The sequence below is a fragment of the Polymorphobacter multimanifer genome, from assembly GCF_014205635.1.
Lineage (GTDB): Bacteria > Pseudomonadota > Alphaproteobacteria > Sphingomonadales > Sphingomonadaceae > Sandarakinorhabdus > Sandarakinorhabdus multimanifer.
In genome coordinates, this window is record NZ_JACIIV010000001.1 from 101,608 (window position 1) to 124,194 (window position 22,587).

The following is a 22,587-nucleotide window of genomic DNA, read 5'->3' on the forward strand; positions in this document are numbered from 1 at the left end:
TCTTTCAGGCGGCGGCAGCGGGAACATAGGCCGCAGCGGCCGCCGACAGCTTGTCGACGGCTTCGCGGATGTGATGCTCCTCGATGATCAGCGGCGGCAGCAGCCGCACCACATTGTCCCCGGCGGCGACCGCAAGGATGCCATGGCTGCGGGCATGGGCGACAAAGGCGCGGCTGTCGGTCTTGAGCTTGAGGCCGAGCATCAGCCCCATGCCGCGCACGCTCTCGAAGATCGTGTCGTGATTGGGGATCATCTGCTCGAGGGCAGCGACGAAGCGCGTGCTGCTCTCGCGCACCTGGGCAAGAAACGCCGGCTCGGTGACGATATCGAGCACAGCCTGACAGGCAGCCATGGCGAGGGGGTTGCCGCCATAGGTGCTGCCATGGGTGCCGATGACCATGCCGGCGGCGGCATGTTCGGTGGCAAGACACGCGCCTACGGGGAAGCCGCCGCCGATGCCCTTGGCGATGGCCATGATGTCGGGGGTGATGCCATATTGCTCGTGCGCGAAAAGGGTGCCGGTGCGGGCGACGCCGCACTGGACCTCGTCGAGGATGAGCAGGATGCCGTGCTCGTCGCAGAGCTTGCGCAGGCCGGTGAGGAACTCGGGCGTGGCGGGGCGGATGCCGCCTTCGCCCTGGATGGGCTCGACGAGGATGCCACCGATGCTGGAGTCGATGGCAGCGGCCACGGCGTCCAGATCGTTGAAGGGCAGCACATGGAACCAGTCGGGCAGGGGCTCGAAGCCTTTCCGCATCTTCTCCTGGTTGGTGGCGGAGATGGTCGCCAGCGTGCGGCCGTGGAAGGCGTTGGAGAAGGTGAGGATGCGGAACTTTTCCGGGTTGCCGTGGGCATAGTGGAAGCTGCGGCAGGTCTTGACCGCGCATTCGATCGCTTCGGCGCCCGAGTTGGTGAAGAACACCGTGTCGGCGAAGGTGAGGCCGACGAGGCGCTCGGCAAGGGCAGCCTGGGCGGGCACCTTGTAGAGGTTGGAGGTGTGCATCAGCGTCGCGGCCTGCTTCTGGATGGCGCCGACGAGATGCGGATGGCTGTGGCCGAGCAGGTTGACGGCGATGCCACTGGCGAAATCGAGCCACTCGCGGCCTTGGGCATCATAGAGATAACAGCCTTCACCGCGCACTGGCTCGACATCGCAGCGGCCATAGACGGGCATGAGGGCGGTGATGGTCATCTGATCAGGCTCCGGACGGCGGGGCTCCACCCGCAATGCAAACGGGCGGCCTGTGCTGACCGCCCGTGGGCTCCTTATAGACTTGGCGACGGCAGGCTTCAACCATGCGGGAAGAGCAGGGGAGGCATGTGCCTCTCGCAAATGCGGGTCGACAGCTTCCGGTGGCTGCGGCATCAGCGGGCCAGTGCAACGAAGGGGATGAAACCATGTTCAGTCATGTGATGATCGGCGCCAACGACCTTGCGGCCACAAAGGCCTTTTACGATGCCGCGCTGGGGGCACTCGGGCTGCCGGCAGGACGCGAGGACGACAAGGGCCGGGTGTTCTGGATGACCAAGACCGGCGTGTTTGCCGTGTCCAGGCCGATCGACGGCAACCCGGCCTGTGCTGCCAATGGTGGTACCATTGGCTTTGCGGCCGATTCGCCCGAAGCGTGCGATTCCTGGCATGCGGCGGGCCTCGCTGCCGGTGGCACCGCTTGCGAAGATCCGCCGGGCGTGCGCGCAGGTGCGATGGGGAAGCTGTATCTCGCCTATCTGCGTGATCCATCGGGGAACAAGATTTGCACAATGCATCGGATGTGATGTGAATTCGGGCTGGCGCCTGGAGAACAGCTATCGGCGGTTGCCGCCGGTGCTGTTCGAGGAGCGGGCGCCGGTTCCGGTGAAGGCACCGACACTGCTGTTGTGGAATGACGCGGTGGCGGCGCGGCTCGGGCTCGGCGAGGTGGCGGTCGATGTGCTGGCGGGCAATGCGCTGCCGCCGGGCTCCGAGCCGATTGCCCAGGCCTATGCCGGGCATCAGTTCGGGCATCCCAACATGCTCGGCGATGGCCGGCAGGTGCTGCTCGGCGAGCAGATCGCGCCAGACGGGGTGCGCTTCGATATGGCGCTCAAGGGCTCGGGGCGGACACGCTATTCGCGGTCGGGCGACGGGCGCGCGGCCCTCGGGCCGATGCTGCGCGAATATGTGATCAGCGAGGCGATGCGCGCGCTTGGGGTTCCGACGACATTGAGCCTTGCGGTGGTGGGCACCGGTGAGGCGGTGCTGCGCGAGGATATCGGCCCGGGCGGCATTCTCGTGCGGGTCGCGGCGAGCCATGTCCGGGTGGGGACGTTCCAGTTTGCAGCGGCGCAGGAGGACCCGGCGGTGCTTGTGGCATTGGCGGACCATATCATGGCGCGGCATTTCCCGGCGCTGGCTGCGGGCGATTATGTGGGGCTGGTGCGCGAGGTGGTGGCGCGGCAAGCCTGGTTGATTGCCGAATGGATGCGTGTGGGGTTCGTGCACGGGGTGATGAACACCGACAATATGGCGCTGTCGGGCGAGACGATCGATTATGGGCCGTGCGCGTTCCTCGAGGCCTATGGACGCGATATCGTGTTCAGCTCGATCGACCATGGCGGACGTTATGCCTTTGGCGCGCAGCCGAGCATCGCGCTGTGGAACCTGACGCGTTTCGCCGAGACGCTGCTGGCGCTGCCCGGCGTGGCAATCGACGACCTGAAGGCGGTGCTGGAAGGCTTTCCGGCGGTGTTCGAAGGGCATTGGCTGGCGGCGATGCGCGGCAAGCTGGGGCTGACGGGGGCCGATGACGGCGATGCGGCGCTTGTGGCCGAGGTGCTCGACTGGCTGGAGACATCGGCGCAGGACCACACCAACTTCTTTCGTGCCCTTGCCGACGGGCTGGCGGCAGATGCTGACGTCGATGCGCCCTGGGCGGCGCGGTGGCGAGCGCGGACCGGACCGGAGTCGGTGGATTTGATCCGGCGTACCGCACCGGCGGTCATTCCGCGCAATCACCTCGTCGATGCAGCCCTGCGCGCCGGCGAGGGCGGCGACCTCGAACCGATGCGGGCCCTGCTGGACGCGCTTGCTTTGCCTTATGCGGAAAAGCCTGAAAATGCAGGTTTTCGGATGCCGGCGAGCCCCGAACAGGCGATCACCCGCACCTTTTGCGGGACATGACATCTCTGTGAAATTCGCCCCGCGGGGTTGACGTCTCCGGGGCTCAGGCACATATGCAACCTCGTCGTTAGCACTCGCATCAGGTGAGTGCCAACGCGCCCAATTTCACATGATCAGGGGTTTTATCCATGACATTTCGTCCGCTCCATGACCGGGTGCTCGTGCGCCGCGTCGAAGCCGAAGAGAAGACTGCCGGCGGGATCATCATTCCCGATACGGCCAAGGAAAAGCCGCAGGAAGGCGAAGTGGTGTCGGTCGGCACCGGTGCGCGTGGTGACGATGGCACCGTGCATCCGCTCGAAGTGAAGGCCGGGGACAAGATCCTGTTCGGCAAATGGTCGGGCACCGAAGTCAAGGTCGGTGGCGAAGACCTCATCATCATGAAGGAAAGCGACATTCTGGGGATTCTTGGCTGACGCCAAGGGGCCCGGGGATCCTGGGCCGAATAGCCTGAAATAGTCGCCAATAATTCAACTGAAGGAAATCAACATGGCATCCAAAGATGTGAAGTTCGGCCGTGACGCGCGTGAGCGCATCCTGCGCGGCGTCGATATTCTCGCCGATGCAGTCAAGGTCACCCTCGGTCCCAAGGGCCGCAACGTCGTCATCGAGAAGTCGTTCGGTGCTCCGCGCATCACCAAGGACGGCGTGACCGTCGCCAAGGAAATTGAGCTCAAGGACAAGTTCGAGAACCTCGGCGCGCAGATGGTGCGTGAAGTCGCTTCCAAGACCAACGACATTGCCGGCGATGGCACCACCACCGCCACCGTGCTGGCCCAGGCCATCGTGCGCGAAGGCATGAAGTCGGTTGCCGCCGGCATGAACCCGATGGACCTCAAGCGCGGCATCGATCTGGCTGTCGGCAAGGTTGTCGCTGATTTGAAGGCGCGCTCCAAGCCCGTCGCCGGGTCGAGCGAAATCGCCCAGGTCGGCACGATCTCGGCGAATGGCGAGAGCGAGATCGGCGAGATGATCGCCAAGGCGATGGACAAGGTCGGCAAGGAAGGCGTGATCACCGTCGAGGAAGCCAAGGGCATGGATTCCGAACTCGATGTCGTCGAAGGCATGCAGTTCGACCGTGGCTATCTGAGCCCTTATTTCATCACCAACCCCGAGAAGATGTCGGTCGAACTCGAGTCGCCGTACATCCTGATCCACGAGAAGAAGCTGTCGAACCTGCAGGCCCTTCTGCCGGTGCTCGAAGCCGTGGTGCAGTCGGGCCGTCCGCTGCTCATCATCGCCGAAGACGTCGAGGGCGAGGCTCTGGCCACGCTCGTCGTCAACAAGCTGCGGGGCGGGCTCAAGGTTGCCGCGGTCAAGGCGCCGGGCTTCGGTGATCGTCGCAAGGCGATGCTCGAAGACATTGCCGTGCTGACCAAGGGCGAGATGATCTCGGAAGACCTGGGCATCAAGCTCGAGAACGTGACCCTGCCGATGCTCGGCCAGGCCAAGCGCGTGACGATCGACAAGGACAACACGATCATTGTCGATGGTGCCGGCGAAGCCGACAGCATCAAGGGCCGCGTGGAGCAGATCCGTGCGCAGATCGAGATCACCACCTCGGACTATGACCGCGAGAAGCTGCAGGAGCGGCTGGCCAAGCTGGCCGGCGGTGTTGCGGTGATCAAGGTCGGCGGCTCGACCGAAGTCGAAGTCAAGGAGCGCAAGGACCGGGTGGACGATGCGCTGCACGCGACCCGCGCTGCCGTGGAAGAAGGCATCGTGCCTGGCGGTGGTACCGCGCTGCTCTATGCCACCAAGGCTCTCGAAGGGCTGAAAGGCGCCAACGACGACCAGACCCGCGGTGTGGACATCATCCGCCGCGCGCTGTTCGCCCCGGTGCGCCAGATCGCTTCGAATGCCGGGCATGATGGTGCCGTGGTTTCGGGCAAGCTGCTCGAAGGCAATGACGACACGATCGGCTTCAACGCGCAGACCGATGTGTATGAGAATCTGGTGGCAGCCGGCGTGATCGACCCGACCAAGGTCGTTCGCACGGCCCTGCAGGATGCGGCCTCGGTCGCCTCGCTGCTGATCACCACCGAAGCTGCGATCACCGACCTGCCCGCCGACGACAAGGGCGGCGCTGGCGGCGGCATGGGCGGCGGCGGCATGGGCGGCATGGGCGGGATGGACTTCTAAGTCCCCGCACTTTCGACCAGACGTTAAGGGAAGGGCCGCGGCGCAAGCTGCGGCCCTTTTTCTGTGTTGGGGGGCTGGCCAGGCTTATTGTTTTTCGATACGCTTCATATCGATAAGCAATAAGGATTCGGTGATGCAGCTTCAGCGGGTGACGGAGGTGTTCCTGCGCTTGTTCGCACTGGCCAACCTTGCGGTGGGGGTGGCGCTGGTGGTCGGGCTGGTTGCGTCATTCCCGCTGGAAGGGCGGATGCTGGGGCGGCTGCTGGAGAAATACGGCGCTGCAGTGGACGGCGAGACGGTGGTCTGGGTCTTGCGGCTGCTGGCGCTGGTCGGGATGGTCGGCGTGCTGCTGCTGCACCGCTTCGTGCGGGCGCTGGGCGCGATGCTCGCCACCGTGCGCGCCGGCGATCCGTTCGTGGATGCCAATGCCGATCGGCTGGTGCGGATGGGGTGGGCGCTGCTCGGGCTGCAGCTGCTGCAGCTGCTGTCGGGCGTGTTCTTCGTTTGGTTCGGGCGGCTGGGGGTGGAGACTTCCACCTGGACCCCCTCCTTCGGCGGCTGGCTGGGGGTTCTGCTGGCGTTCGTGCTGGCGCGGGTATTCCGGCACGGCGCGGCGATGCGCGACGACCTGGCGATGACGGTCTGACGCGGTGCCACTGGTGATCCATCTCGATGCGCTGCTGCATGAGCGGCGGATGACGCTGACCGAGCTTGCAGGGGCGGTGGACCTGACGCTCGCCAATCTATCGATCCTGAAGACCGGCAAGGCGCGCGCGATCCGCTTTTCGACACTGGAAGCGATCTGCGTGGCGCTCGACTGCCAGCCGGGGGACCTGATCCGCCATGTGGCCGATGATGGGGAGACGACCGATGCTGAATGAGATCCTTGAGGCTTATCGCCGTTCGGGGCGCTTCGTGCGCGCCTGCCCCTGGGTGGTGCTGGCTGCGGTGGCGGTGGAGCTTGCGCAGCACGCTGCCGAGATCAGCCTCGGCATCTATGACAGCAAGGCGCAGGCGCAGGCGATGGAGGGGGCGCCGCTCCGCATGGGAATCAGCCATGGCAAGGTGCTGGTGCTGGCGCTGCTCGGCTATGCGGTGGCGCGCTTCCTGGCATTCGATGACGATGCGCGGGCGGCGGTGCGACTGGAGCCGGCCGCGATGCGGCTGTTCGGCTGGGTGCTGGCGTTCGGCGCATTGTGGACGGTCATCGGCCTCGATGGCCGACCGATGTTGATGGCGCTGGGGGTCGATGGGCGCACGGCCGGCATCGCGGTGGCGGTGGTGGCGGTGGTTGGGTTCGTGCTGCAAGTGATGCTGGCGCCGTGGAAGATTGCGGCACCGCTCGGCAATCCGGCGATCGGGTTCACCCGGTCGATCGCGCTGGCGTGGCGGCATTTGCCTTGGGGGCTTGGCTTTGTGCTGCTCGCGGTGCTGCCGGTGATGGCGTTGCATTATGCACTGTTTCTGGGCGCAATCGGCCATGGCCGTGCCGTGGCATGGGTGATGGCGACGCTCGATGCGCTGGTGGTGGGGTATCTCGGCGTGCTGCTGATTGCGGTGGAATATGTGTTTGCGCGGCGGGCGGCGGCGGCGAACGGGGAGTCGCTGTTGCCGGCCGCGGAGATGACGGTGGGGGTAGCGGCCTAGAGTCCCGCCTCGGCGCGGGCGGCGTCCACATCGGCGCTGGCCTTGGCGGTGAGGGCGGCTTCGTCGCCGGTGGCCGGAGCTTCGGGGGTGTCGGTGTTGCAGGCGGCCAAGGTGAGGGCCAGAAGGGTGATGATGGTGCGCATGGGCGGCTGATAGCAGGGTGGGGGCGATGGGGCTATATTCGGAAAAGCTGTTTCCATGGTTGCTCGACCGCGCACTTTCGCACCCGCGGATCGAGGCGCGGCGGGCGGCACTCGTGGGGCAGGCGGTGGGCGAAGTGCTCGAGATCGGCTTCGGATCGGGGGCGACCTTGCCGTTCTACGACCCCGCAAAGGTGCACCGGCTGACGGTGATCGAGCCGAGCGAGGGGATGAACCGGCGCGCGGCGGCGCGGCTGGCGAAGGCTGTGTTGCCGGTGCGCGCAGTGACCGGGGCAGGGGAGCGGCTGCCATTCGGCGACGCGGAATTCGATACGGTGGTGGTGTGCCTGACTTTGTGCTCGGTGCGCGACCCGGCGGCGGTGCTGCGCGAGGTGCGGCGGGTGCTGAAGCCGGGTGGCTGCTTCCTGTTTCTGGAGCATGTGCTTTCGGGCGAGCCGAAGCGGGCGCTCTGGCAGCGGCGGCTGACGCCGATCCAGAAACTGGTGGGGGTCGGGTGCCATCTCGACCGGGACACGGCGGCGCTGGTGCGCGCGGCGGGGTTCGAGGGGGTGGTGAGTGCGGCGGAGGAGGAGCGGGCGTTCGGAGCGCTGGCACCGCTGGCGCCGCTGGTGGCGGGATCGGTGCGTCAGGGCTTTTCGGGCGGCGGTGCCGGCGCGGCTTCGGCTTCCGGCACTGGCTCGGGTTCGGCGGCTTCGGCCTCCTCATATTCCTCGAGCTCTTCGGCGGTCGGCGGCGGGTTGCCATAGTAGAGCTGCGCGCGGCGGCGCTGGAGGTAGGCGGATTTGATGAGGGTGTATTCGTCGAGACTGTCGGCGAGAACGGCATCGCCGCCGGCATCGATCAGCCGTGAGCGCAGCTCGACGACGCGGCCGGTGATCTGGCCGGCGCGCCAGTAGAGGCTGGGGCTGAGGGCGGCGTTGCGCGCGATGTCGGCGGGATCGAGGACGAAATCGACCGGGGTCATCAGGGCATCGCGAAGCGTGCCGGGGCCGAAGAAGGGCAGCATGACATAGGGGCCGGGCTTGACGCCCCACATGGCGAGGGTCTGCCCCCAATCGGTGTTCGACTGCGGGCGGCCGAGATCGGTGGCGTTGTCCGCCAGCCCGCCGATGCCGAGCGTGGTGTTGATGATCAGCCGATCGAGACTGCGGAAAGCAAGCTTGACCTTGCCCTGCAGCAGATAACCCATGAAATTCCGCGGCTCGGAGTAATTCTGGTAGACGTTGGTGACAGCTGTGCGCCCTGCTGGCGGAACTGCCGCGCGATAGACCTGGGTGACGGGCTTGACCGCATAGCGATCGAGCTTCTTGTTGAGGGCGTAGACGCGGCGATTGGTCGCCTCCCAGGGGTCTGCCTCGGCGCTTTCGAGGCTGAGGGACTGCGGGGTGGCACAGGCGGCAAGCGCCAAGGCGGGAGCAAGGGCGAAAAGCAGGGTCGAAACACGCATCGACCTTGCGTTGCACAGCCAGCGCGCCGCGGCAAGCGCGCGGATGCGACGAAGCGCAGCATTGGCTCGCTTGACACATATAAAGATATCTTTATGTCATCCGTGGATGGAACGATTGCTCGATGTTTTCGGCGCGTTGGCGGACCCGAGCCGGGTGCGGCTGCTGCTGCTCGTGCGATCGATGGAGCTTTCGGTGGGCGAGCTTGCGCAGCTGATCGCGCAGAGCCAGCCGCGGGTCTCGCGGCATCTGCGCATCCTGGCCGAAGCCGGGCTGGTGGCGCGGCTGCGCGAGGGGGCCTGGGTGTTCGTGCGGCTGGGGGACCCGGCGATCACCGGCCCGGTGCTGGCGGCGATCGACGCACTGGGCGGCTTCGAAGGCGTGGCCGTGGAGGATCGGGCGCGGCTGGCAATGGTGCGCGCTGAACGCGCGGCGGCGGCCGACAGCTGGTTTGCGGCCCACGCCGCGGATTGGGACCGCGAGCGCTCGCTGTTCACGCAGGAGACCGAGGTGGAAGCGGCGATCGTCGCGGCGCTGGACGGGCGGCCGCTTGGGGAGCTGGTCGATGTCGGCACCGGCACCGGCCGGATGATCGAGCTTCTGGGGCCGCGGGCATCGAGCGCGCTGGGCGTCGATCGCAACCCCGAGATGCTGCGGCTGGCGCGCGGGCGGATCGAGGCAGCCGGGTTGCCACAGGCGCAGGTGCGCTTCGGGGACATGTATGATCTGCCGCGCGACGATGCGAGCGCCGATGTCGTGGTGCTGCACCAGGTGCTGCACTTTGCCGACGATCCTGCGGCGGTGGTTGGCGAGGCGGTGCGGGTGCTGCGCCCGGGCGGCCGGCTGCTGATCATCGACCTGGCGTCGCATGAGCGCGAGCAGCTGCGCGCCGAGCGCCGGCATCTGCGGCTCGGGTTTGCCGATGAGGCGGTGGTGGGGTGGATGGCGACGGCAGGGCTGGACGCGACCGTCGCGGCGCATCTGCCGCCGACCGAGGGACTGGCAGTGACGATCTGGCTCGGCGAAGCGCCGGGACCGACGGCGTGAGGGAGAGAAGGCGATGACGAGCAACCCCGTGAGCGAAGCCGAACGCGCCTGGAACCCGCCGCTGTTTGCCGATGTGCCCGGCGACATCGGCGTGAGCTTCGAGTTCTTCCCGCCCAAGACGCCGGCGATGGAAGCGACGCTTTGGGAAAGCTTCGAGACGCTGAAGCCGCTCGCACCCCGCTTTGTTTCGGTGACCTACGGCGCCGGTGGTTCGACGCGCGAGCGCACCCACAACACCGTGGCGCGGATTGCCGGGAGCGTGGTGCCGGCAGCGGCGCACCTGACCTGCGTCGATGCGAGTTGTGACGACATTGCCGAAGTGGCCGAGGCCTATTGGGAAGCCGGTGTGCGGCACATCGTGGCGCTGCGCGGCGATCCGCCCAAGGGACCGAATGGCGTGGCGCGGTTCGAGGCGCGGCCCAATGGCTATGCCAACGCTGCAGCGCTGGTGGCGGGGCTGAAGCGGCACCGGGACTTCGAAGTGTCGGTGGGTTGCTATCCCGAGGTCCATCCCGAGGCCAGCTGTGCCGCGGCGGACATGGATGCGCTGAAAGCCAAGATCGACGCCGGCGCCAGCCGCGGCATCAGCCAGTTCTTCTTCGAGCCCGAGACCTTCCTGCGCTTCCGCGACCGCGCGGCGGCGGCGGGGATCTCTGCCGAGATGGTGCCGGGCATCCTGCCGGTGACCAATTTCGCCAATCTGAAGCGCATGGCCGGGCCGTGCGGCACGCAGGTGCCCGACTGGATGGCGCGGCTGTTCGAGGGGCTCGACGACAAGCCCGCCGCGCGGCAGTTGGTGGCGGCGACGGTAGCGGCGGAGTTGTGCCGGCGTCTCTATGCCGGCGGCGTGCGCCACTTCCACTTCTACACGCTCAATCGCGCCGAACTGGCCTATGCCATCTGCCACATGCTGGGCCTGCGCCCGCAATTGACCCCGACAGGCCTGGAGGCCGCCGCATGACAATTGCCGATGATCTTCGCAGCGCTGCCGCCACGCGCATCCTCATCAAGGATGGCCCCTATGGCACCGCCATCCAGGGACTGGGGCTGGAGGAGGCCGATTATCTGGGCGGGCTCGAGTTGAACCGCGACCAGAAGGGCAACAACGATATTCTCAACATCACCCGGGCCGAGGCCATCAGGGGTGTGGCGCAATCCTATGTCGATGCAGGGGCGGATATTCTCGCGACCAACACCTTCAACGCCAACCGTATCAGCCAGGCCGATTATGGTGCCGAGCATATGGTGCGCGAGATCAACCTCGCGGCGGCGGCGATCATCCGCGATGTGGTCGACCGGGCGAGCGCTGTCGATGGCCGCCAGCGGTTTGTGGCGGGGTCGCTTGGGCCGACGAACAAGACGCTGTCGCTTTCGCCCAAGGTCGAGGACCCGGGGTTTCGCGAGGTCGATTTCGATGGGGTGAAGAGCGTGTATCGCGAGCAGATCGACGCGCTTCTCGAAGGCGGGGTGGACTTCATTCTGATCGAGACGGTGTTCGACACATTGAATGCCAAGGCGGCGGCGTTTGCGGCGACCGAGGCTGGCGATGCGCTGGGCCGCGAAGTGCCGGTGATGCTGTCGATGACGTTGACCGACCTTTCGGGGCGCAACCTCTCGGGCCAGACGGTCGAGGCTTTCTGGCATTCGATCCGCCATGTGAAGCCGGTGGCGGTGGGGCTGAACTGCTCGTTCGGCGCGACCGAGCTTCGCCCGCATGTGGTGGCGCTGGCCGGCGCTGCCGACACGCTGATCCAGGTTTATCCAAATGCCGGGCTGCCGAATGATCTCGGCGAATATGACGAGCTTCCCGAGACGACGGCGAAGCTGATCGACGGCTGGGCGCAGGAGGGGTTGATCAACATCGTCGGCGGGTGCTGCGGCACGACGCCGGCGCATATTGCCGCGATGGCGCGGGCAGTGGCGGGTCGGAGCCCACGCAATGTCCCCGAGAAGGGCGCGATGTTGCGGCTTTCCGGCCTTGAAGCAGCGAGTTTTGCAGCATGACCGAAGTGATGGTGCGGCGTTTCATCAACATCGGCGAGCGGACCAATGTCACCGGCTCGGCGAAGTTCAAGAAGCTGATCCTCAATGGCGATTTCGCCGCCGCCACCGAAGTGGCGCGCGAGCAGGTGGAGAATGGCGCGCAGATCCTCGACGTGAACATGGACGAGGGGCTGCTCGATTCCGAGGCGGCGATGGTGACGTTCCTGAAGCTGATCGCCGCCGAGCCCGATATCGCGCGCATCCCGGTTATGGTCGACAGCTCGAAATGGTCGATCATCGAAGCGGGGCTGAAGTGCCTGGCGGGCAAGGGGATCGTCAATTCGATCTCGATGAAGGAAGGGGAGGAGATCTTCCTGCACCAGGCGCGGACGATCATGCGCTATGGCGCCGCCGCGGTGGTGATGGCGTTCGACGAGGAGGGCCAGGCCGATACTGCCGCGCGCAAGATTTCGATTTGCGAGCGTGCCTACAAACTGCTGACGGGCATCGGCTTTCCGCCCGAGGACATCATCTTCGATCCCAATGTGTTCGCGGTGGCGACGGGCATCGAGGAGCATGACAATTACGGCGTCGACTTCATCGAAGCGACGCGCGAGATCGTGAAGCGCTGCCCGCATGCGCATATTTCGGGCGGGGTTTCCAACCTCAGCTTCTCGTTCCGCGGCAATGAACCGGTGCGGCGCGCGATGCATTCGGTGTTCCTCTACCATGCCATCCAGGCGGGCATGGACATGGGCATCGTCAATGCCGGCCAGCTCGATGTGTACGAGAACATCGATTCCGAGCTTCGCGAGGCGTGCGAGGATGTGGTGATGAACCGCGCGCCGGCGAACTCGAACCTGTCACCGACCGAGCGGCTGCTGGAGATTGCCGATCGCTTCAAGGGCGGCGAGGCGGCGGTGAAGGTGGCGGCGGAATGGCGCGGCTGGCCGGTGCAGAAGCGGCTCGAACATGCACTTGTGATGGGGCTCGATGCCGATGTGGTTTCGGACACCGAGGAGGCGCGGCATCTGTTTGCGCGGCCGATCGAGGTGATCGAAGGTCCGCTGATGGCGGGGATGAATGTGGTGGGCGATCTGTTCGGGGCGGGGAAGATGTTCCTGCCGCAGGTGGTGAAGTCGGCGCGGGTGATGAAGAAGGCGGTGGCGCATCTGCTGCCCTATATCGAGGCCGAAAAGTCCGCAGGCTCATCGTCCAAGGGCAAGATCATCATGGCGACGGTGAAGGGCGATGTGCACGATATCGGCAAGAATATCGTCGGCGTCGTGCTCCAGTGCAACAATTTCGAAGTGGTCGATCTGGGCGTCATGGTGCCGTTCCAGACGATCCTGCAGGCGGCGAACGACCATGGCGCCGACATGATCGGGCTTTCGGGGCTCATCACCCCGTCGCTCGACGAGATGGTGACGGTGGCGAAGGAAATGCAGCGCGCCGGCATGACGATGCCGCTGCTGATCGGCGGGGCGACGACGAGCCGGGTGCATACTGCACTGCGGATTGCGCCGGCTTACGCTGGCCCGGTGGTGCATGTGCTCGATGCCAGCCGTGCGGTCGGCGTTGCGGGGACACTGGTTTCCGACACGCTGCGCGATGATTTCGTGGCGCAGACGGCGGTCGATTACGAGCTGGCGCGGGCGCGGCATGGCCGCGGGCAATCGAAGCTGGAAAGCCTTGAGGCGGCGCGCGCCAATGCCTTTCACCCCGATTTCGAGGCGCACCCGCCGGTGCAGCCGGCGTGGACCGGGGTGCAGACGATCGATGATGTGAGCGTGGCCGACCTCGTGCCGTATATCGACTGGACGCCGTTCTTCCGCGCCTGGGAGCTGGCGGGGCAATATCCGGCCCTGCTCGATGACGAGATCGTGGGGGCGCAATGCCGCGAGCTGTTTGCCGATGCGCAGGAGATGCTTGCGAAGATCGTCGACGAAAAGTGGCTCACGCCGCGCGGTGTGCTGGCGATCTGGCCGGCGCGGCGCGAGGGGGATGATGTCGTGCTGTTCGGCGATGAAGCGCGGGGCGAAGCACTCGCACGGCTGCCGTTCCTTCGGCAGCAGGTGGCGAAGCGGGAGGGGCGGCCGAATTCGTGCCTTGCCGATTTCGTGCACCCCGAGGCCGATTGGCTGGGCGGGTTTGCGGTGTGCTGCGGCGAGGGCATCGAGCCGCGGCTGGCGCAGTTCAAGGCCGAGCATGATGATTATCAGGACATTCTGCTGAAGGCACTGGCCGACCGGCTGGCGGAGGCATTTGCCGAATATCTCCACGCCCGGTTGCGGCGCGAGTTCTGGGGCTATGGCGCGGACGAGAACCTCTCGAACGAGGACCTGATCAAGGAGCGGTACAGCGGCATCCGGCCGGCGCCAGGCTATCCGGCGTGCCCCGAGCACAGCCTGAAGTCGGTGCTGTTCGCGCTGATGGACGTGGAGAAGCGCGCGGCGATCACGCTCACCGACAGCTTTGCGATGTGGCCGACGGCGGCGGTTTCGGGCTTTTATTTCGCGCACCCGCAATCGCATTATTTCGGTGTGGCACGAGTGGGGCCCGACCAGTTGGCTGAATATGCGACGCGGCGCGGGGTGAGCCTCGAGCAGGCGGAGACATGGCTGCGGCCCAATCTGGACTGAACGCCGCCACTGCAAGCAGTGTCCCAGCCAAGGGGTCTGGAGCCTGAGGCCCCGGCCGCCGGAGGCCTTTTCACTGGCGTTTTTTCGCCCCAGCCGCTAGGTGGGACGGAACTGTTGCAACTGCAGAAACGGACTGAATAACCCCCATGGAATCAGAGGTTTTGCCACCCGGCGAGGGCCCGGATATTCAGCCGATCTCGATCGTGACTGAAATGCGCACCTCGTTCCTCGACTATGCGATGTCGGTGATCGTGGCGCGCGCACTTCCGGATGTGCGCGACGGACTGAAGCCGGTGCATCGGCGCATTCTGTGGGGCAGCTTCGAGAACGGCTTCGTGCAGGGCAAGCCGTATCGCAAGTCGGCGCGCATCGTCGGCGACGTGATGGGCAAATATCACCCGCACGGCGACAGCGCGATCTACGATGCCCTGGCGCGGATGACGCAGGACTGGTCGATGCGGCTGCCGCTCATCGACGGCCAGGGCAATTTCGGCTCGATGGACCCCGATGCGCCCGCGGCGATGCGCTACACCGAGGCGCGGCTGGCGAAGCCGGCGGAAGCGCTGCTGGCGGATATCGACAAGGACACGGTCGACTTCATCCCCAATTACGATGGCTCGGAGCGCGAACCGGCGGTGCTGCCGGCGCGGTTTCCGAACCTGCTCGTCAATGGTGCCGGCGGCATCGCGGTGGGCATGGCGACCAACATTCCGCCGCACAACCTCAACGAGGTTGTCGATGCCGTGGTGGCGTATCTCGACAATCCGGCGATCGATGTCGATGGGCTGATGGCGCATCTGCCGGCGCCCGATTTCCCGACCGGTGGGCTCATCCTCGGCACGCATGGCGTGCGGCAGGCGTATCTGACCGGGCGCGGCGGGCTGATGATGCGTTCGCGGCATGTGATCGAGAGCGGGCGCGGCGACAAGCAGACGCTGGTGCTGACCGAAATCCCGTTCCAGCAGGGCAAGAATGCGCTGGTCGAGAAGATCGCCGAGGCGGTGAAGGACAAGCGGATCGAGGGCATTTCCGATCTGCGCGACGAGAGCAACCGCGAGGGCGTGCGCATCGTCATGGAATTGAAGCGCGATGCCAACCCCGAGGTGGTCTTGAACCAGCTCTGGCGGCACACGCCGGCGCAGCAGAGCTTCAGCCTCAACATGCTCGCCATCCGCGGCGGGCGGCCTGAGCTGATGGGGCTGGTCGAGATCATCAAGGCGTTCGTGAGCTTCCGCGAGGAGGTGATCACGCGGCGCTCGAAGCACGAGCTCGCCAAGGCGCGCGAGCGGGCGCATCTTTTGATCGGGCTGGTGATTGCGGTGAGCAACCTCGATGAGGTGGTGGCGATCATCCGTGGGTCGGCCACGCCGGCGGCGGCGCGCGAGGCGCTGCTGGCGCGCGACTGGGATGCAACCGAGATCCGCAGCTATCTGGAGCTGGTGGAGGCCGATGCGCGTGCGGGCGATGCCGAGACGATCCATCTTTCCGAAGCGCAGGTTCGCGCCATCCTCGAGCTGCGGCTGGCAAAGCTGACGGCACTTGGTCGTGAGGAGATCGGTGGCGAATTGAAAGAGCTGGCGGCGGTCATTGCCGCTTTGCTCGAGATCCTCGGCGATCGGCTGAAGCTCTATGCGGTGATGCGCGAAGAGCTGCGGCAGGTAACCGACCAGTTCCAGATGAAGCGTCGCTCCGAGATCACCGCCAGCGGCGATGATATCGACGACGAGGACCTGATCGACCGTGAGGACATGGTGGTGACGGTGACGATGGATGGCTGGATCAAGCGCGTGCCGCTTTCCGACTATCGCGCCCAGAAGCGCGGCGGCAAGGGCCGCTCGGGCATGGCCACCAAGGCCGAGGATGCGATCACGACGCTGTTCGTCACCTCGACCCACAATCCGGTGCTGTTCTTCTCGTCGGCGGGCAAGGTCTATCGGCAGAAGGTGTGGAAACTGCCGCAGGGCAGCCCGCAGGCGCGCGGCCGGCCGCTGGCCAATCTGCTGCCGCTCGCACCTGACGAGAAGATCACCAGCGTGCTGTCCCTGCCCGAGGATGAGGCGGAGTGGGGCCGGCTCCATGTGATGTTCGCGACCTGCCTCGGCAGCGTGCGGCGCAACGCGATGGATGCCTTCACCAATGTGCCCACCGCCGGCAAGCTGGCGATCCGCTTCGAGGATGGCGATGAAGACCGGCTCGTCGGCGTGGCGCTTTGCGACGAGGCCGAGGATGTTCTGCTGACCGCCAGGAGCGGCAAGGCGATCCGGTTCGCGGTGTCGGATGTGCGCGAGTTCGTGTCGCGCACCTCGACCGGCGTGCGCGGCATGACACTGGCGGCTGATGACGCGGTGATCTCGATGTCGATCCTGAAGGCCTTCGATGCGAGCCCGCAGGAGCGCGAGGATTATCTGAAGGCCGCCGCCTGGAAGCCCGAGCCCGGCGAGCGTGTGCTTTCGGAGACGCGGATGAAAGCCTTTGCCGAGGCTGAGGAGTTCATCCTCACGGTCACCGCCAATGGCTATGGCAAGCGGTCATCGGCGTTCGAGTATCGCCAGTCGGGGCGCGGCGGGCAGGGGATCCGGACGATCGGCGAGCATGCGCGCAACGGGGCGATCGTGGCGAGCTTCACCGCGAGCGACGACGACCAGCTGATGCTGGTGACCGACCAGGCGAAGCTGATCCGCGTGCGGGTGGGCGAGGTCGGCATCCGGGGCCGGTCGACGCTCGGCGTGACCCTGTTCGATGTTGCCGACAACGAGCATGTGGTGTCGGTGGCGCTGATCCCGGCTGATGACGCGCCGGAAGAAGACGCTTCGGTGGACGCCAGCGACAGCTGACGCAACATTGGACTTCGCAAAGCATCGTGGCCGGTGTAATGTCCTACTGCGCTGTGTGGATTATGCGCTGTTCGATCGGGGAGATTATGAAATGCGCATTGGTGTGACGATTGCGGCTGCTGCCAGCCTGGCCCTGCTCACTGCTTGTGGTGAAAAGGCTGCGGAAGCACCGACGACCGAAGCCGAAGCTTCGATGGATGCCGCTGGCGATTCGATGGAAGCGGCTGGCGACTCGATGGTCGATGCCGGTGAGGCCACCGCCGATTCGGCTGGTGACTCGATGGCTGCTGGTGCAGCCGATGCCGAAGCAGCAGCGGCTGAAGCCAAGGTGGATGCCGCCAACGCTGTCGAAGGTGCTGCTGCCAATGTCGAGGATGCTGCTGCCGACGTGGAAGCTGCTGCCAAGAAGTAAGGGCATTGCACGGCAGCCGCAGGGTTGCTGTCGCAGAGTTCGAGCCGGCCGGAGCCTTGTCGTTCCGGCCGGTTTTTTTTGGTCTCAGCCCTTTGACGAAGGCGTGTCCGCTGCTGTGTTCGGTACTGGGCGCACGAATGTCCAGTGCGAAGGGGTCGAGTGCTCGGCCGCGAAACGATGCCCGAGGATGGCCTGATCCTTGAGTGCAGCGGGCGAGGTTGCCGCTGCATCGATGAGCGCCCGCGCCGCCGCACCTCGCGCGCGTTTGGCGATGAAGCTGTTGAAGCGCAGCTTGCCGGCCTTTTCGTCGCGGAAATCGATGGTGAGCACCGGTGGCTTGAGGACGCGCTGATCGACGGCTTTCCAGTATTCGCCACTGGCGAGGTTGATGATGCAGGGCTCCGACTGGCTGGCGGCATCGTCGTTCAACGCCTTGGCGAGGCTCGATTTCCAGGTGTCGTAGAGGCTGGCGGCTTTGCCGAGGCCAAAGCTTGTGCCCATCTCGAGCCTGTAAGGCTGGATGAGATCGAGAGGTCGCAGCACGCCATAAAGACCGGACAGGATACGCAGATGGTCCTGCGCCCATGCGATGCCGCGTTCATCGAGGCTGGCGGCATCGAGCCCGGTGTAGACGTCGCCGGCGAAGGTGAAGAGCGCGGGACGGGCGTTGTCGGGGGTGAACGGGGTGCTGAAGGCCCGGAAGCGCTCGGCGTTGAGCTCGGCAAGCGGCTTGGAAATGTGCATCATCTTCTGGAGGCGCGCGGGCTTGAGCTTTGCGGCCGCGCGCGCAAGCTTTTCGGCCTTGGGCAGGAATTGCGGTAGCGTCGGGTCAAGAGCCGGCAGCGGCGACACGAGACCGAGCGTTTTGGCAGGGGACAGGAGAATGAGCATTGCTGGACTTCCGAAAGGCACGACGAGCGGTGTTACTCGCGATATCGACCGGTTCAAATACTGTTCACAGCATGCTCGATAACCAGATATTGGACAGGCTGGATGATGGCGGTATGACGCATCCGGTGGACTGCCCCGAACGGGGGTGATTTTGGGAGGATGCTTATGTCGTTTCGTCTGAACACAGGGGGCCTGGTTTCAAGGGCCGTGATGGCCATCGCTCTGGCCGGCACCTTTGCGGCGGTGCCTGCCGAAGCGCAGCGCACCCAGCGCCCGAAGAAGGAAGAGGCGCCCAAGGGTCCGACGGTGAAGCTCTCCAAGCCGGTGCAGGCGATTGCGGTCGAAGTGCAGAAGCTGCAGCAGGCGAACGATCACCAGGGCGCGCTTGCCAAGCTGGCCGAAGCTGATCCGCTGCCCAAGCAGGATGACGATGCCAGCGTGATCGGCAAGCTGCGGCTGCAATCGGCAGTGGCGCTGCAGGACAACAAGATGATCGAGGATGTGCTGACCCAGCTCACCGACACCGGCACGCTGCCGCAGGACGAGCAGATCCGCTATCTCGGCATCATCGCCGGGCTGGCGCTGCAGCGGCAGGATTATGTCAAGGCTGCCGGCTATTATGACAAGCACAACGCGCTCAATCCGAACGACGCCTCGATGCTCGTCAATTCCGCCGAGACATACAATCGTGTTGGCGACCGCGCGAAGGCGATTGCCGCGCTCAAGAACGCCATCAGCATCAAAAAGGCTGCCGGGGAGCCGGTGGAGGAAAGCTGGTACCGCCGCCGGGTGCAGATCGCCGTCGACAGCAAGAACGAGGGCGAGCAGCTCGGCGCGTTCCTGGATTGGGTGAAGGCCTTCCCGAGCCCGACCAACTGGCGCGATGCAGTGCTGCTGACGCGGGACAATTTCGGCAAGATCGATGACCAGACATTGCTCGATTTCGGCCGCTTCCAGGCGGCCAGCAAGTCGCTGGTGGGTGAGCGCGATTTTGTGGAATATGCCGATACCGCGCTCGGCCGCGGCTTCCCCGGGGAGGCCAAGGCAGCGGTGGACATGGGCATTGCCGCCAAGATGCTCGATCCGGGCAAGCCGTTGATCAAGGAGATCAAGGGCAATGCCGACTCCAAGGCCGCAGCTGACCGGGCATCGCTGCCGGGCCTCGAGCGCGAGAGCAAGGGCAACCCCAAGCTCGCGCTCGCCACCGCCGATGCCTATTACGGCTACGGCGAGTTCGCCAAAGCTGCCGAGCTCTACAAGATGGCCGCCGGCGCAAGCGGTGTGGACGTGCCGACAGTGAACCTGCGCCTCGGTGCAGCCCAGGCGATGGCGGGCGACAAGGCCGCAGCCGCCGAGACGCTGAAGGGCGTGACGGGCGGCGCGCGTGGTGCGCTGGCGCAATATTGGCTGGCGTTCATCGAAGCCTGAGCGGCTCGGCACTGAAGATCGGGCGCGGGGAGAAATCCTCGCGCCTTTTCTTTTGGGCGCGGTCCGCCTAAGAGACGGCGACCGCAACCCCCTGCCTGAACCTCTTGCATGCGAGTCACGCTCCCCATGAACATCCGCCTCGGCCTCACTTTCGATGATGTGCTGCTGGTGCCTGCCGCCTCCGCCATCATGCCCAGCATGGCAGACACGTCGACGATGGTGACGCGCGGTATCCGCCTCAACATTCCGGTGATGAGCTCGGCGATGGACACGGTGACCGAAGCCGACATGGCGATCGTGATGGCGCAGGCCGGCGGCATCGGTACGCTGCACCGCAATTTGACGATCGAGGAGCAGGCCGAGGCGGTGCGCCAGGTCAAGCGGTTCGAGAGCGGCATGGTGGTGAACCCGGTGACGATGCGCCCCGAGCAGACGCTGGGCGATGCGCGCGCGCTGATGGCACGGCACCGGATTTCGGGCTTTCCCGTGGTGGATGGGTCCGGTCGGCTGGTGGGTATCATGACCAACCGCGACATGCGTTTTGCCGAGAACCCCGACCAACCGGTGGCCGAGCTGATGACGCGTGAGGGGCTGGTGACGGTGCGACCCGGTACCTCCGAAAGCGAAGCGCGGCGGCTGCTGCACAGCAACCGCATCGAGAAGCTGCTGGTGGTGGATGATGACGGGCACTGCATCGGGCTGATCACGGTGAAGGATATCGAGCGCGCGGTGACCTATCCGAGCGCCACCAAGGATGCCGCCGGGCGGCTGCGGGTGGCGGCAGCGACCACGGTGGGCGATCTTGGCTATGAGCGCACCGAGGCGTTGCTTGATGCGGAATGCGACCTGATCGTGGTCGACACCGCACATGGCCATTCGGACCGGGTGGCCGAGGCGGTGGCGCGGATCAAGCGCATCTCCAACAATGTGCAGGTGATGGCGGGCAATGTGGCGACCGCTGCGGCGGCGCGGGCGCTCATCGATGCCGGCGCCGATGCCATCAAGGTCGGCATCGGGCCGGGCTCGATCTGCACGACGCGCGTGGTGGCGGGGGTTGGTGTGCCGCAGCTGACCGCGATCATGGATACGGCGGAAGCGGCGATGAAGCTGGGTGTGCCGGTGATTGCCGATGGCGGGCTGCGGACTTCGGGCGATCTTGCCAAGGCGCTGGCGGCGGGTGCTGCGGCGGTGATGGTCGGCAGCCTGCTTGCCGGCACCGAAGAGGCGCCGGGCGAGACATTCCTGTGGCAGGGGCGGACCTACAAGAGCTACCGCGGCATGGGGTCGGTGGCGGCGATGGCGCGCGGCTCGGCCGATCGCTATTTCCAGCAGGACATCAAGGACCAGTTGAAGCTGGTTCCCGAGGGCATCGAGGGGCAAGTGCCGTTCAAGGGGCCGGCGACGGCGGTGCTGCACCAGCTGGTGGGCGGTGTGAAGGCAGCGATGGGCTATACGGGTGCTGCGACGCTCGACGAATTCCGGACGCGTGCCGAGTTCGTGCGGATCACCAACGCTGGCTTGCGCGAGAGCCATGTGCATGATGTGACGATCACCCGCGAAGCCCCCAACTATCCGACGACAGGATGACGCCCGCGGCGCGGCTGGCGGCCGCGATCGAGATCCTCGACCTGGTAATTGCTGCAGCGCGCGATGGCGGGGCGGCGGCGGACACGATCGTGCAGCGCTATTTCAGCACCCGCCGCTATGCCGGTGGCGGCGACCGGCGCGGTGTTCGGGCACTGGCGTTTGCGGCGATCCGCAGCCTGGGCGAGCGGCCCGAGACCGGGCGGGCCGCGCTCATCGGTCATCTGCGCGCGCATGAACCCGAGCTGCTGGCGCTGTTCGGATCGGGCGGCCATGCGCCGGCGGCACTCGAGCCGGGCGAGGCGGAAGCGGCCGCCGGGCTGGCGCCGGCGTGGCTGATGGAGAAGCTGGGCAGGCGGTTCGGCGAAGCGACCGAGGGCCAGGTGGCGGCCTTGCTTGAGCGGGCACCGCTCGACCTGCGCGTCAACCGGCTGAAGGGGACGCGGGAGGAGGTGCTGCCGATGCTCGAAGGGGCGGAGGGGCTCGACCTGCACGAGGATGCGCTGCGGATCGAGTCCGGGGTGAATGTCGAGGCGCTGGCGCCGTTTCAGGACGGGCTTGTGGAAGTGCAGGATGCCGGCTCGCAGCGCGCGTCGGCAGCGCTTGCGGTGCAGCCCGGCGAGACGGTGCTCGACTTGTGCGCGGGGGCCGGGGGCAAGACGCTGGCGCTGGCGGCAGCGATGGCCAATGAGGGACGGCTGGTGGCGAGCGACAGCGACCGTGGCCGGCTTTCTGCGATGCCGGCGCGGCTGGCGCGTGCCGGGGTGACGATCGTCGAGCCTCGGCTGCTCGATGGTGGCCGCGAGGCGGAGATGCTCGCCGACCTTGAAGGCGCATGCGATGCGGTGATGGTCGATGCGCCCTGCTCGGGAAGCGGCACCTGGCGGCGCAACCCGGAAGCGCGCTGGCGGCTGACCCCGGTGCGGCTGGCGCGACTGATCGAAGAGCAGGCGCGGCTGCTGGCGCTCGCGGCCACCATGGTCCGCCCCGGCGGCCGGCTGACCTATGTCGTCTGCTCGCTGCTGCCCGAGGAGGGCAGTGCACAAGTGGCGGCGTTGCTGGCGGCGCGGCCCGACTTCAAGGGCTTGGGCGAGGAAGTGCTGCTGACGCCGCAGCAGCATGGCTGCGACGGATTCAGCATTACAAGCGTGTTGCGAATCAGCTAGTCTCCGTGGCGGGGATTGGGAGACGCCTGAATGTTCAAACCAGTT

At 66.0% G+C, this 22,587-nt stretch carries 20 protein-coding genes and 1 pseudogene; 17 read left to right on the plus strand and 4 right to left on the minus strand.

Annotation, left to right across the window (positions count from 1 at the left end):
• Window positions 1–4: 4 nt before the first annotated feature.
• Window positions 5–1,192: an aspartate aminotransferase family protein gene (locus FHS79_RS00470; RefSeq protein ID WP_184193686.1), complete on the minus strand. Its 1,188-nt coding sequence runs from the start codon at window positions 1,190–1,192 to the stop codon at window positions 5–7.
• Between the two features lie 206 nt (window positions 1,193–1,398).
• Between FHS79_RS00470 and FHS79_RS18490 the strand changes: the two genes are divergently transcribed.
• The 7 genes from FHS79_RS18490 (at window position 1,399) to FHS79_RS00500 (ending at window position 6,949) form a co-directional block, all read left to right on the plus strand.
• Entirely contained in the window at window positions 1,399–1,776 is a 378-nt protein-coding gene (locus FHS79_RS18490) for a VOC family protein (RefSeq protein WP_207792160.1), read from the plus strand.
• 1 nt (window position 1,777) lies between these two features.
• The gene (locus FHS79_RS00475) at window positions 1,778–3,160 is read left to right on the plus strand and encodes a protein adenylyltransferase SelO family protein (RefSeq protein WP_207792161.1); all 1,383 of its coding nucleotides are present in this window, start codon (window positions 1,778–1,780) and stop codon (window positions 3,158–3,160) included.
• Window positions 3,161–3,288: 128 nt separating this feature from the next.
• Window positions 3,289–3,576 (plus strand): co-chaperone GroES, encoded by a 288-nt coding sequence (gene groES, locus FHS79_RS00480; protein ID WP_152576673.1) that lies wholly within the window; start codon window positions 3,289–3,291, stop codon window positions 3,574–3,576.
• A gap of 73 nt (window positions 3,577–3,649) precedes the next feature.
• The gene (gene groL / locus FHS79_RS00485; protein WP_184193692.1) at window positions 3,650–5,302 is read left to right on the plus strand and encodes a chaperonin GroEL; all 1,653 of its coding nucleotides are present in this window, start codon (window positions 3,650–3,652) and stop codon (window positions 5,300–5,302) included.
• A 133-nt stretch (window positions 5,303–5,435) separates the two neighbouring features.
• Window positions 5,436–5,948 (plus strand): DUF2975 domain-containing protein, encoded by a 513-nt coding sequence (locus tag FHS79_RS00490; RefSeq protein WP_184193695.1) that lies wholly within the window; start codon window positions 5,436–5,438, stop codon window positions 5,946–5,948.
• A gap of 4 nt (window positions 5,949–5,952) precedes the next feature.
• The gene (locus FHS79_RS00495) at window positions 5,953–6,183 is read left to right on the plus strand and encodes a helix-turn-helix domain-containing protein (RefSeq protein WP_184193698.1); all 231 of its coding nucleotides are present in this window, start codon (window positions 5,953–5,955) and stop codon (window positions 6,181–6,183) included.
• Window positions 6,173–6,949, plus strand: a complete 777-nt coding sequence (locus FHS79_RS00500) for a hypothetical protein (RefSeq protein WP_184193701.1) — start codon at window positions 6,173–6,175, stop codon at window positions 6,947–6,949. The genes FHS79_RS00495 and FHS79_RS00500 overlap by 11 nt, the downstream gene beginning before the upstream one ends.
• Here FHS79_RS00500 and FHS79_RS00505 read toward each other — a convergent pair.
• Window positions 6,946–7,092 (minus strand): hypothetical protein, encoded by a 147-nt coding sequence (locus FHS79_RS00505; protein WP_184193704.1) that lies wholly within the window; start codon window positions 7,090–7,092, stop codon window positions 6,946–6,948. The genes FHS79_RS00500 and FHS79_RS00505 overlap by 4 nt on opposite strands.
• Before the next feature lie 26 nt (window positions 7,093–7,118).
• Between FHS79_RS00505 and FHS79_RS00510 the strand changes: the two genes are divergently transcribed.
• A complete protein-coding gene (locus FHS79_RS00510; protein ID WP_184193707.1) occupies window positions 7,119–7,856 on the plus strand; it encodes a class I SAM-dependent methyltransferase in 738 nt (245 codons plus the stop codon).
• 20 nt (window positions 7,857–7,876) lie between these two features.
• Here FHS79_RS00510 and FHS79_RS18605 read toward each other — a convergent pair.
• A pseudogene (locus FHS79_RS18605) lies at window positions 7,877–8,557 on the minus strand (MlaA family lipoprotein); the annotation flags it as partial.
• A gap of 106 nt (window positions 8,558–8,663) precedes the next feature.
• Between FHS79_RS18605 and FHS79_RS00515 the strand changes: the two are divergent.
• The 6 genes from FHS79_RS00515 (at window position 8,664) to FHS79_RS00540 (ending at window position 17,473) form a co-directional block, all read left to right on the plus strand.
• Window positions 8,664–9,602 (plus strand): ArsR/SmtB family transcription factor, encoded by a 939-nt coding sequence (locus FHS79_RS00515; RefSeq protein WP_184193710.1) that lies wholly within the window; start codon window positions 8,664–8,666, stop codon window positions 9,600–9,602.
• A gap of 13 nt (window positions 9,603–9,615) precedes the next feature.
• On the plus strand, window positions 9,616–10,563 hold the full coding sequence (gene metF, locus FHS79_RS00520) for a methylenetetrahydrofolate reductase [NAD(P)H] (protein ID WP_184193713.1): 948 nt from the start codon (window positions 9,616–9,618) through the stop codon (window positions 10,561–10,563).
• Window positions 10,560–11,606, plus strand: coding sequence for a homocysteine S-methyltransferase family protein (locus tag FHS79_RS00525; RefSeq protein ID WP_184193716.1), 1,047 nt, complete (start codon window positions 10,560–10,562; stop codon window positions 11,604–11,606). Before metF ends, FHS79_RS00525 begins: the two co-directional genes overlap by 4 nt.
• Complete coding sequence (gene metH, locus FHS79_RS00530; RefSeq protein ID WP_184193719.1) at window positions 11,603–14,227, plus strand: methionine synthase; 2,625 nt, start codon at window positions 11,603–11,605, stop codon at window positions 14,225–14,227. Before FHS79_RS00525 ends, metH begins: the two co-directional genes overlap by 4 nt.
• Window positions 14,228–14,373: 146 nt before the next feature.
• Window positions 14,374–17,061, plus strand: a complete 2,688-nt coding sequence (gene gyrA, locus FHS79_RS00535) for a DNA gyrase subunit A (RefSeq protein ID WP_184193721.1) — start codon at window positions 14,374–14,376, stop codon at window positions 17,059–17,061.
• A 91-nt stretch (window positions 17,062–17,152) separates the two neighbouring features.
• Window positions 17,153–17,473: a hypothetical protein gene (locus tag FHS79_RS00540; protein ID WP_184193724.1), complete on the plus strand. Its 321-nt coding sequence runs from the start codon at window positions 17,153–17,155 to the stop codon at window positions 17,471–17,473.
• 84 nt (window positions 17,474–17,557) lie between these two features.
• Here FHS79_RS00540 and yaaA read toward each other — a convergent pair whose 3' ends face one another.
• Window positions 17,558–18,364 (minus strand): peroxide stress protein YaaA, encoded by an 807-nt coding sequence (yaaA, locus tag FHS79_RS00545; protein ID WP_184193727.1) that lies wholly within the window; start codon window positions 18,362–18,364, stop codon window positions 17,558–17,560.
• Between the two features lie 210 nt (window positions 18,365–18,574).
• Here yaaA and FHS79_RS00550 point away from each other — a divergent pair, with 210 nt between their 5' ends.
• From FHS79_RS00550 to FHS79_RS00560, 3 genes are all read left to right on the plus strand, one after another.
• Window positions 18,575–19,792 (plus strand): tetratricopeptide repeat protein, encoded by a 1,218-nt coding sequence (locus FHS79_RS00550; protein ID WP_184193730.1) that lies wholly within the window; start codon window positions 18,575–18,577, stop codon window positions 19,790–19,792.
• A 126-nt stretch (window positions 19,793–19,918) separates the two neighbouring features.
• Window positions 19,919–21,379 carry an IMP dehydrogenase gene (gene guaB / locus FHS79_RS00555; RefSeq protein ID WP_184193733.1) on the plus strand — a complete coding sequence of 487 codons (1,461 nt, stop codon included), beginning with the start codon at window positions 19,919–19,921 and terminating at the stop codon, window positions 21,377–21,379.
• Window positions 21,376–22,542 (plus strand): RsmB/NOP family class I SAM-dependent RNA methyltransferase, encoded by a 1,167-nt coding sequence (locus tag FHS79_RS00560; RefSeq protein WP_184193735.1) that lies wholly within the window; start codon window positions 21,376–21,378, stop codon window positions 22,540–22,542. The genes guaB and FHS79_RS00560 overlap by 4 nt, the downstream gene beginning before the upstream one ends.
• Window positions 22,543–22,587 lie beyond the last annotated feature (45 nt).

What these genes read in the sequence shown, in the direction of transcription:
- FHS79_RS00470 (WP_184193686.1), bottom strand. Translation starts at nt 1,192, where the DNA reads ATGACCATCACCGCCCTCATGCCCGTCTATGGCCGCTGCGATGTCGAG.
- FHS79_RS18490 (WP_207792160.1), top strand. Translation starts at nt 1,399, where the DNA reads ATGTTCAGTCATGTGATGATCGGCGCCAACGACCTTGCGGCCACAAAG.
- groES (WP_152576673.1), top strand. Translation starts at nt 3,289, where the DNA reads ATGACATTTCGTCCGCTCCATGACCGGGTGCTCGTGCGCCGCGTCGAA.
- groL (WP_184193692.1), top strand. Translation starts at nt 3,650, where the DNA reads ATGGCATCCAAAGATGTGAAGTTCGGCCGTGACGCGCGTGAGCGCATC.
- FHS79_RS00490 (WP_184193695.1), top strand. Translation starts at nt 5,436, where the DNA reads ATGCAGCTTCAGCGGGTGACGGAGGTGTTCCTGCGCTTGTTCGCACTG.
- FHS79_RS00500 (WP_184193701.1), top strand. Translation starts at nt 6,173, where the DNA reads ATGCTGAATGAGATCCTTGAGGCTTATCGCCGTTCGGGGCGCTTCGTG.
- FHS79_RS00505 (WP_184193704.1), bottom strand. Translation starts at nt 7,092, where the DNA reads ATGCGCACCATCATCACCCTTCTGGCCCTCACCTTGGCCGCCTGCAAC.
- FHS79_RS00510 (WP_184193707.1), top strand. Translation starts at nt 7,119, where the DNA reads ATGGGGCTATATTCGGAAAAGCTGTTTCCATGGTTGCTCGACCGCGCA.
- FHS79_RS00515 (WP_184193710.1), top strand. Translation starts at nt 8,664, where the DNA reads ATGGAACGATTGCTCGATGTTTTCGGCGCGTTGGCGGACCCGAGCCGG.
- metF (WP_184193713.1), top strand. Translation starts at nt 9,616, where the DNA reads ATGACGAGCAACCCCGTGAGCGAAGCCGAACGCGCCTGGAACCCGCCG.
- FHS79_RS00525 (WP_184193716.1), top strand. Translation starts at nt 10,560, where the DNA reads ATGACAATTGCCGATGATCTTCGCAGCGCTGCCGCCACGCGCATCCTC.
- metH (WP_184193719.1), top strand. Translation starts at nt 11,603, where the DNA reads ATGACCGAAGTGATGGTGCGGCGTTTCATCAACATCGGCGAGCGGACC.
- gyrA (WP_184193721.1), top strand. Translation starts at nt 14,374, where the DNA reads ATGGAATCAGAGGTTTTGCCACCCGGCGAGGGCCCGGATATTCAGCCG.
- FHS79_RS00540 (WP_184193724.1), top strand. Translation starts at nt 17,153, where the DNA reads ATGCGCATTGGTGTGACGATTGCGGCTGCTGCCAGCCTGGCCCTGCTC.
- yaaA (WP_184193727.1), bottom strand. Translation starts at nt 18,364, where the DNA reads ATGCTCATTCTCCTGTCCCCTGCCAAAACGCTCGGTCTCGTGTCGCCG.
- FHS79_RS00550 (WP_184193730.1), top strand. Translation starts at nt 18,575, where the DNA reads ATGGCCATCGCTCTGGCCGGCACCTTTGCGGCGGTGCCTGCCGAAGCG.
- guaB (WP_184193733.1), top strand. Translation starts at nt 19,919, where the DNA reads ATGAACATCCGCCTCGGCCTCACTTTCGATGATGTGCTGCTGGTGCCT.
- FHS79_RS00560 (WP_184193735.1), top strand. Translation starts at nt 21,376, where the DNA reads ATGACGCCCGCGGCGCGGCTGGCGGCCGCGATCGAGATCCTCGACCTG.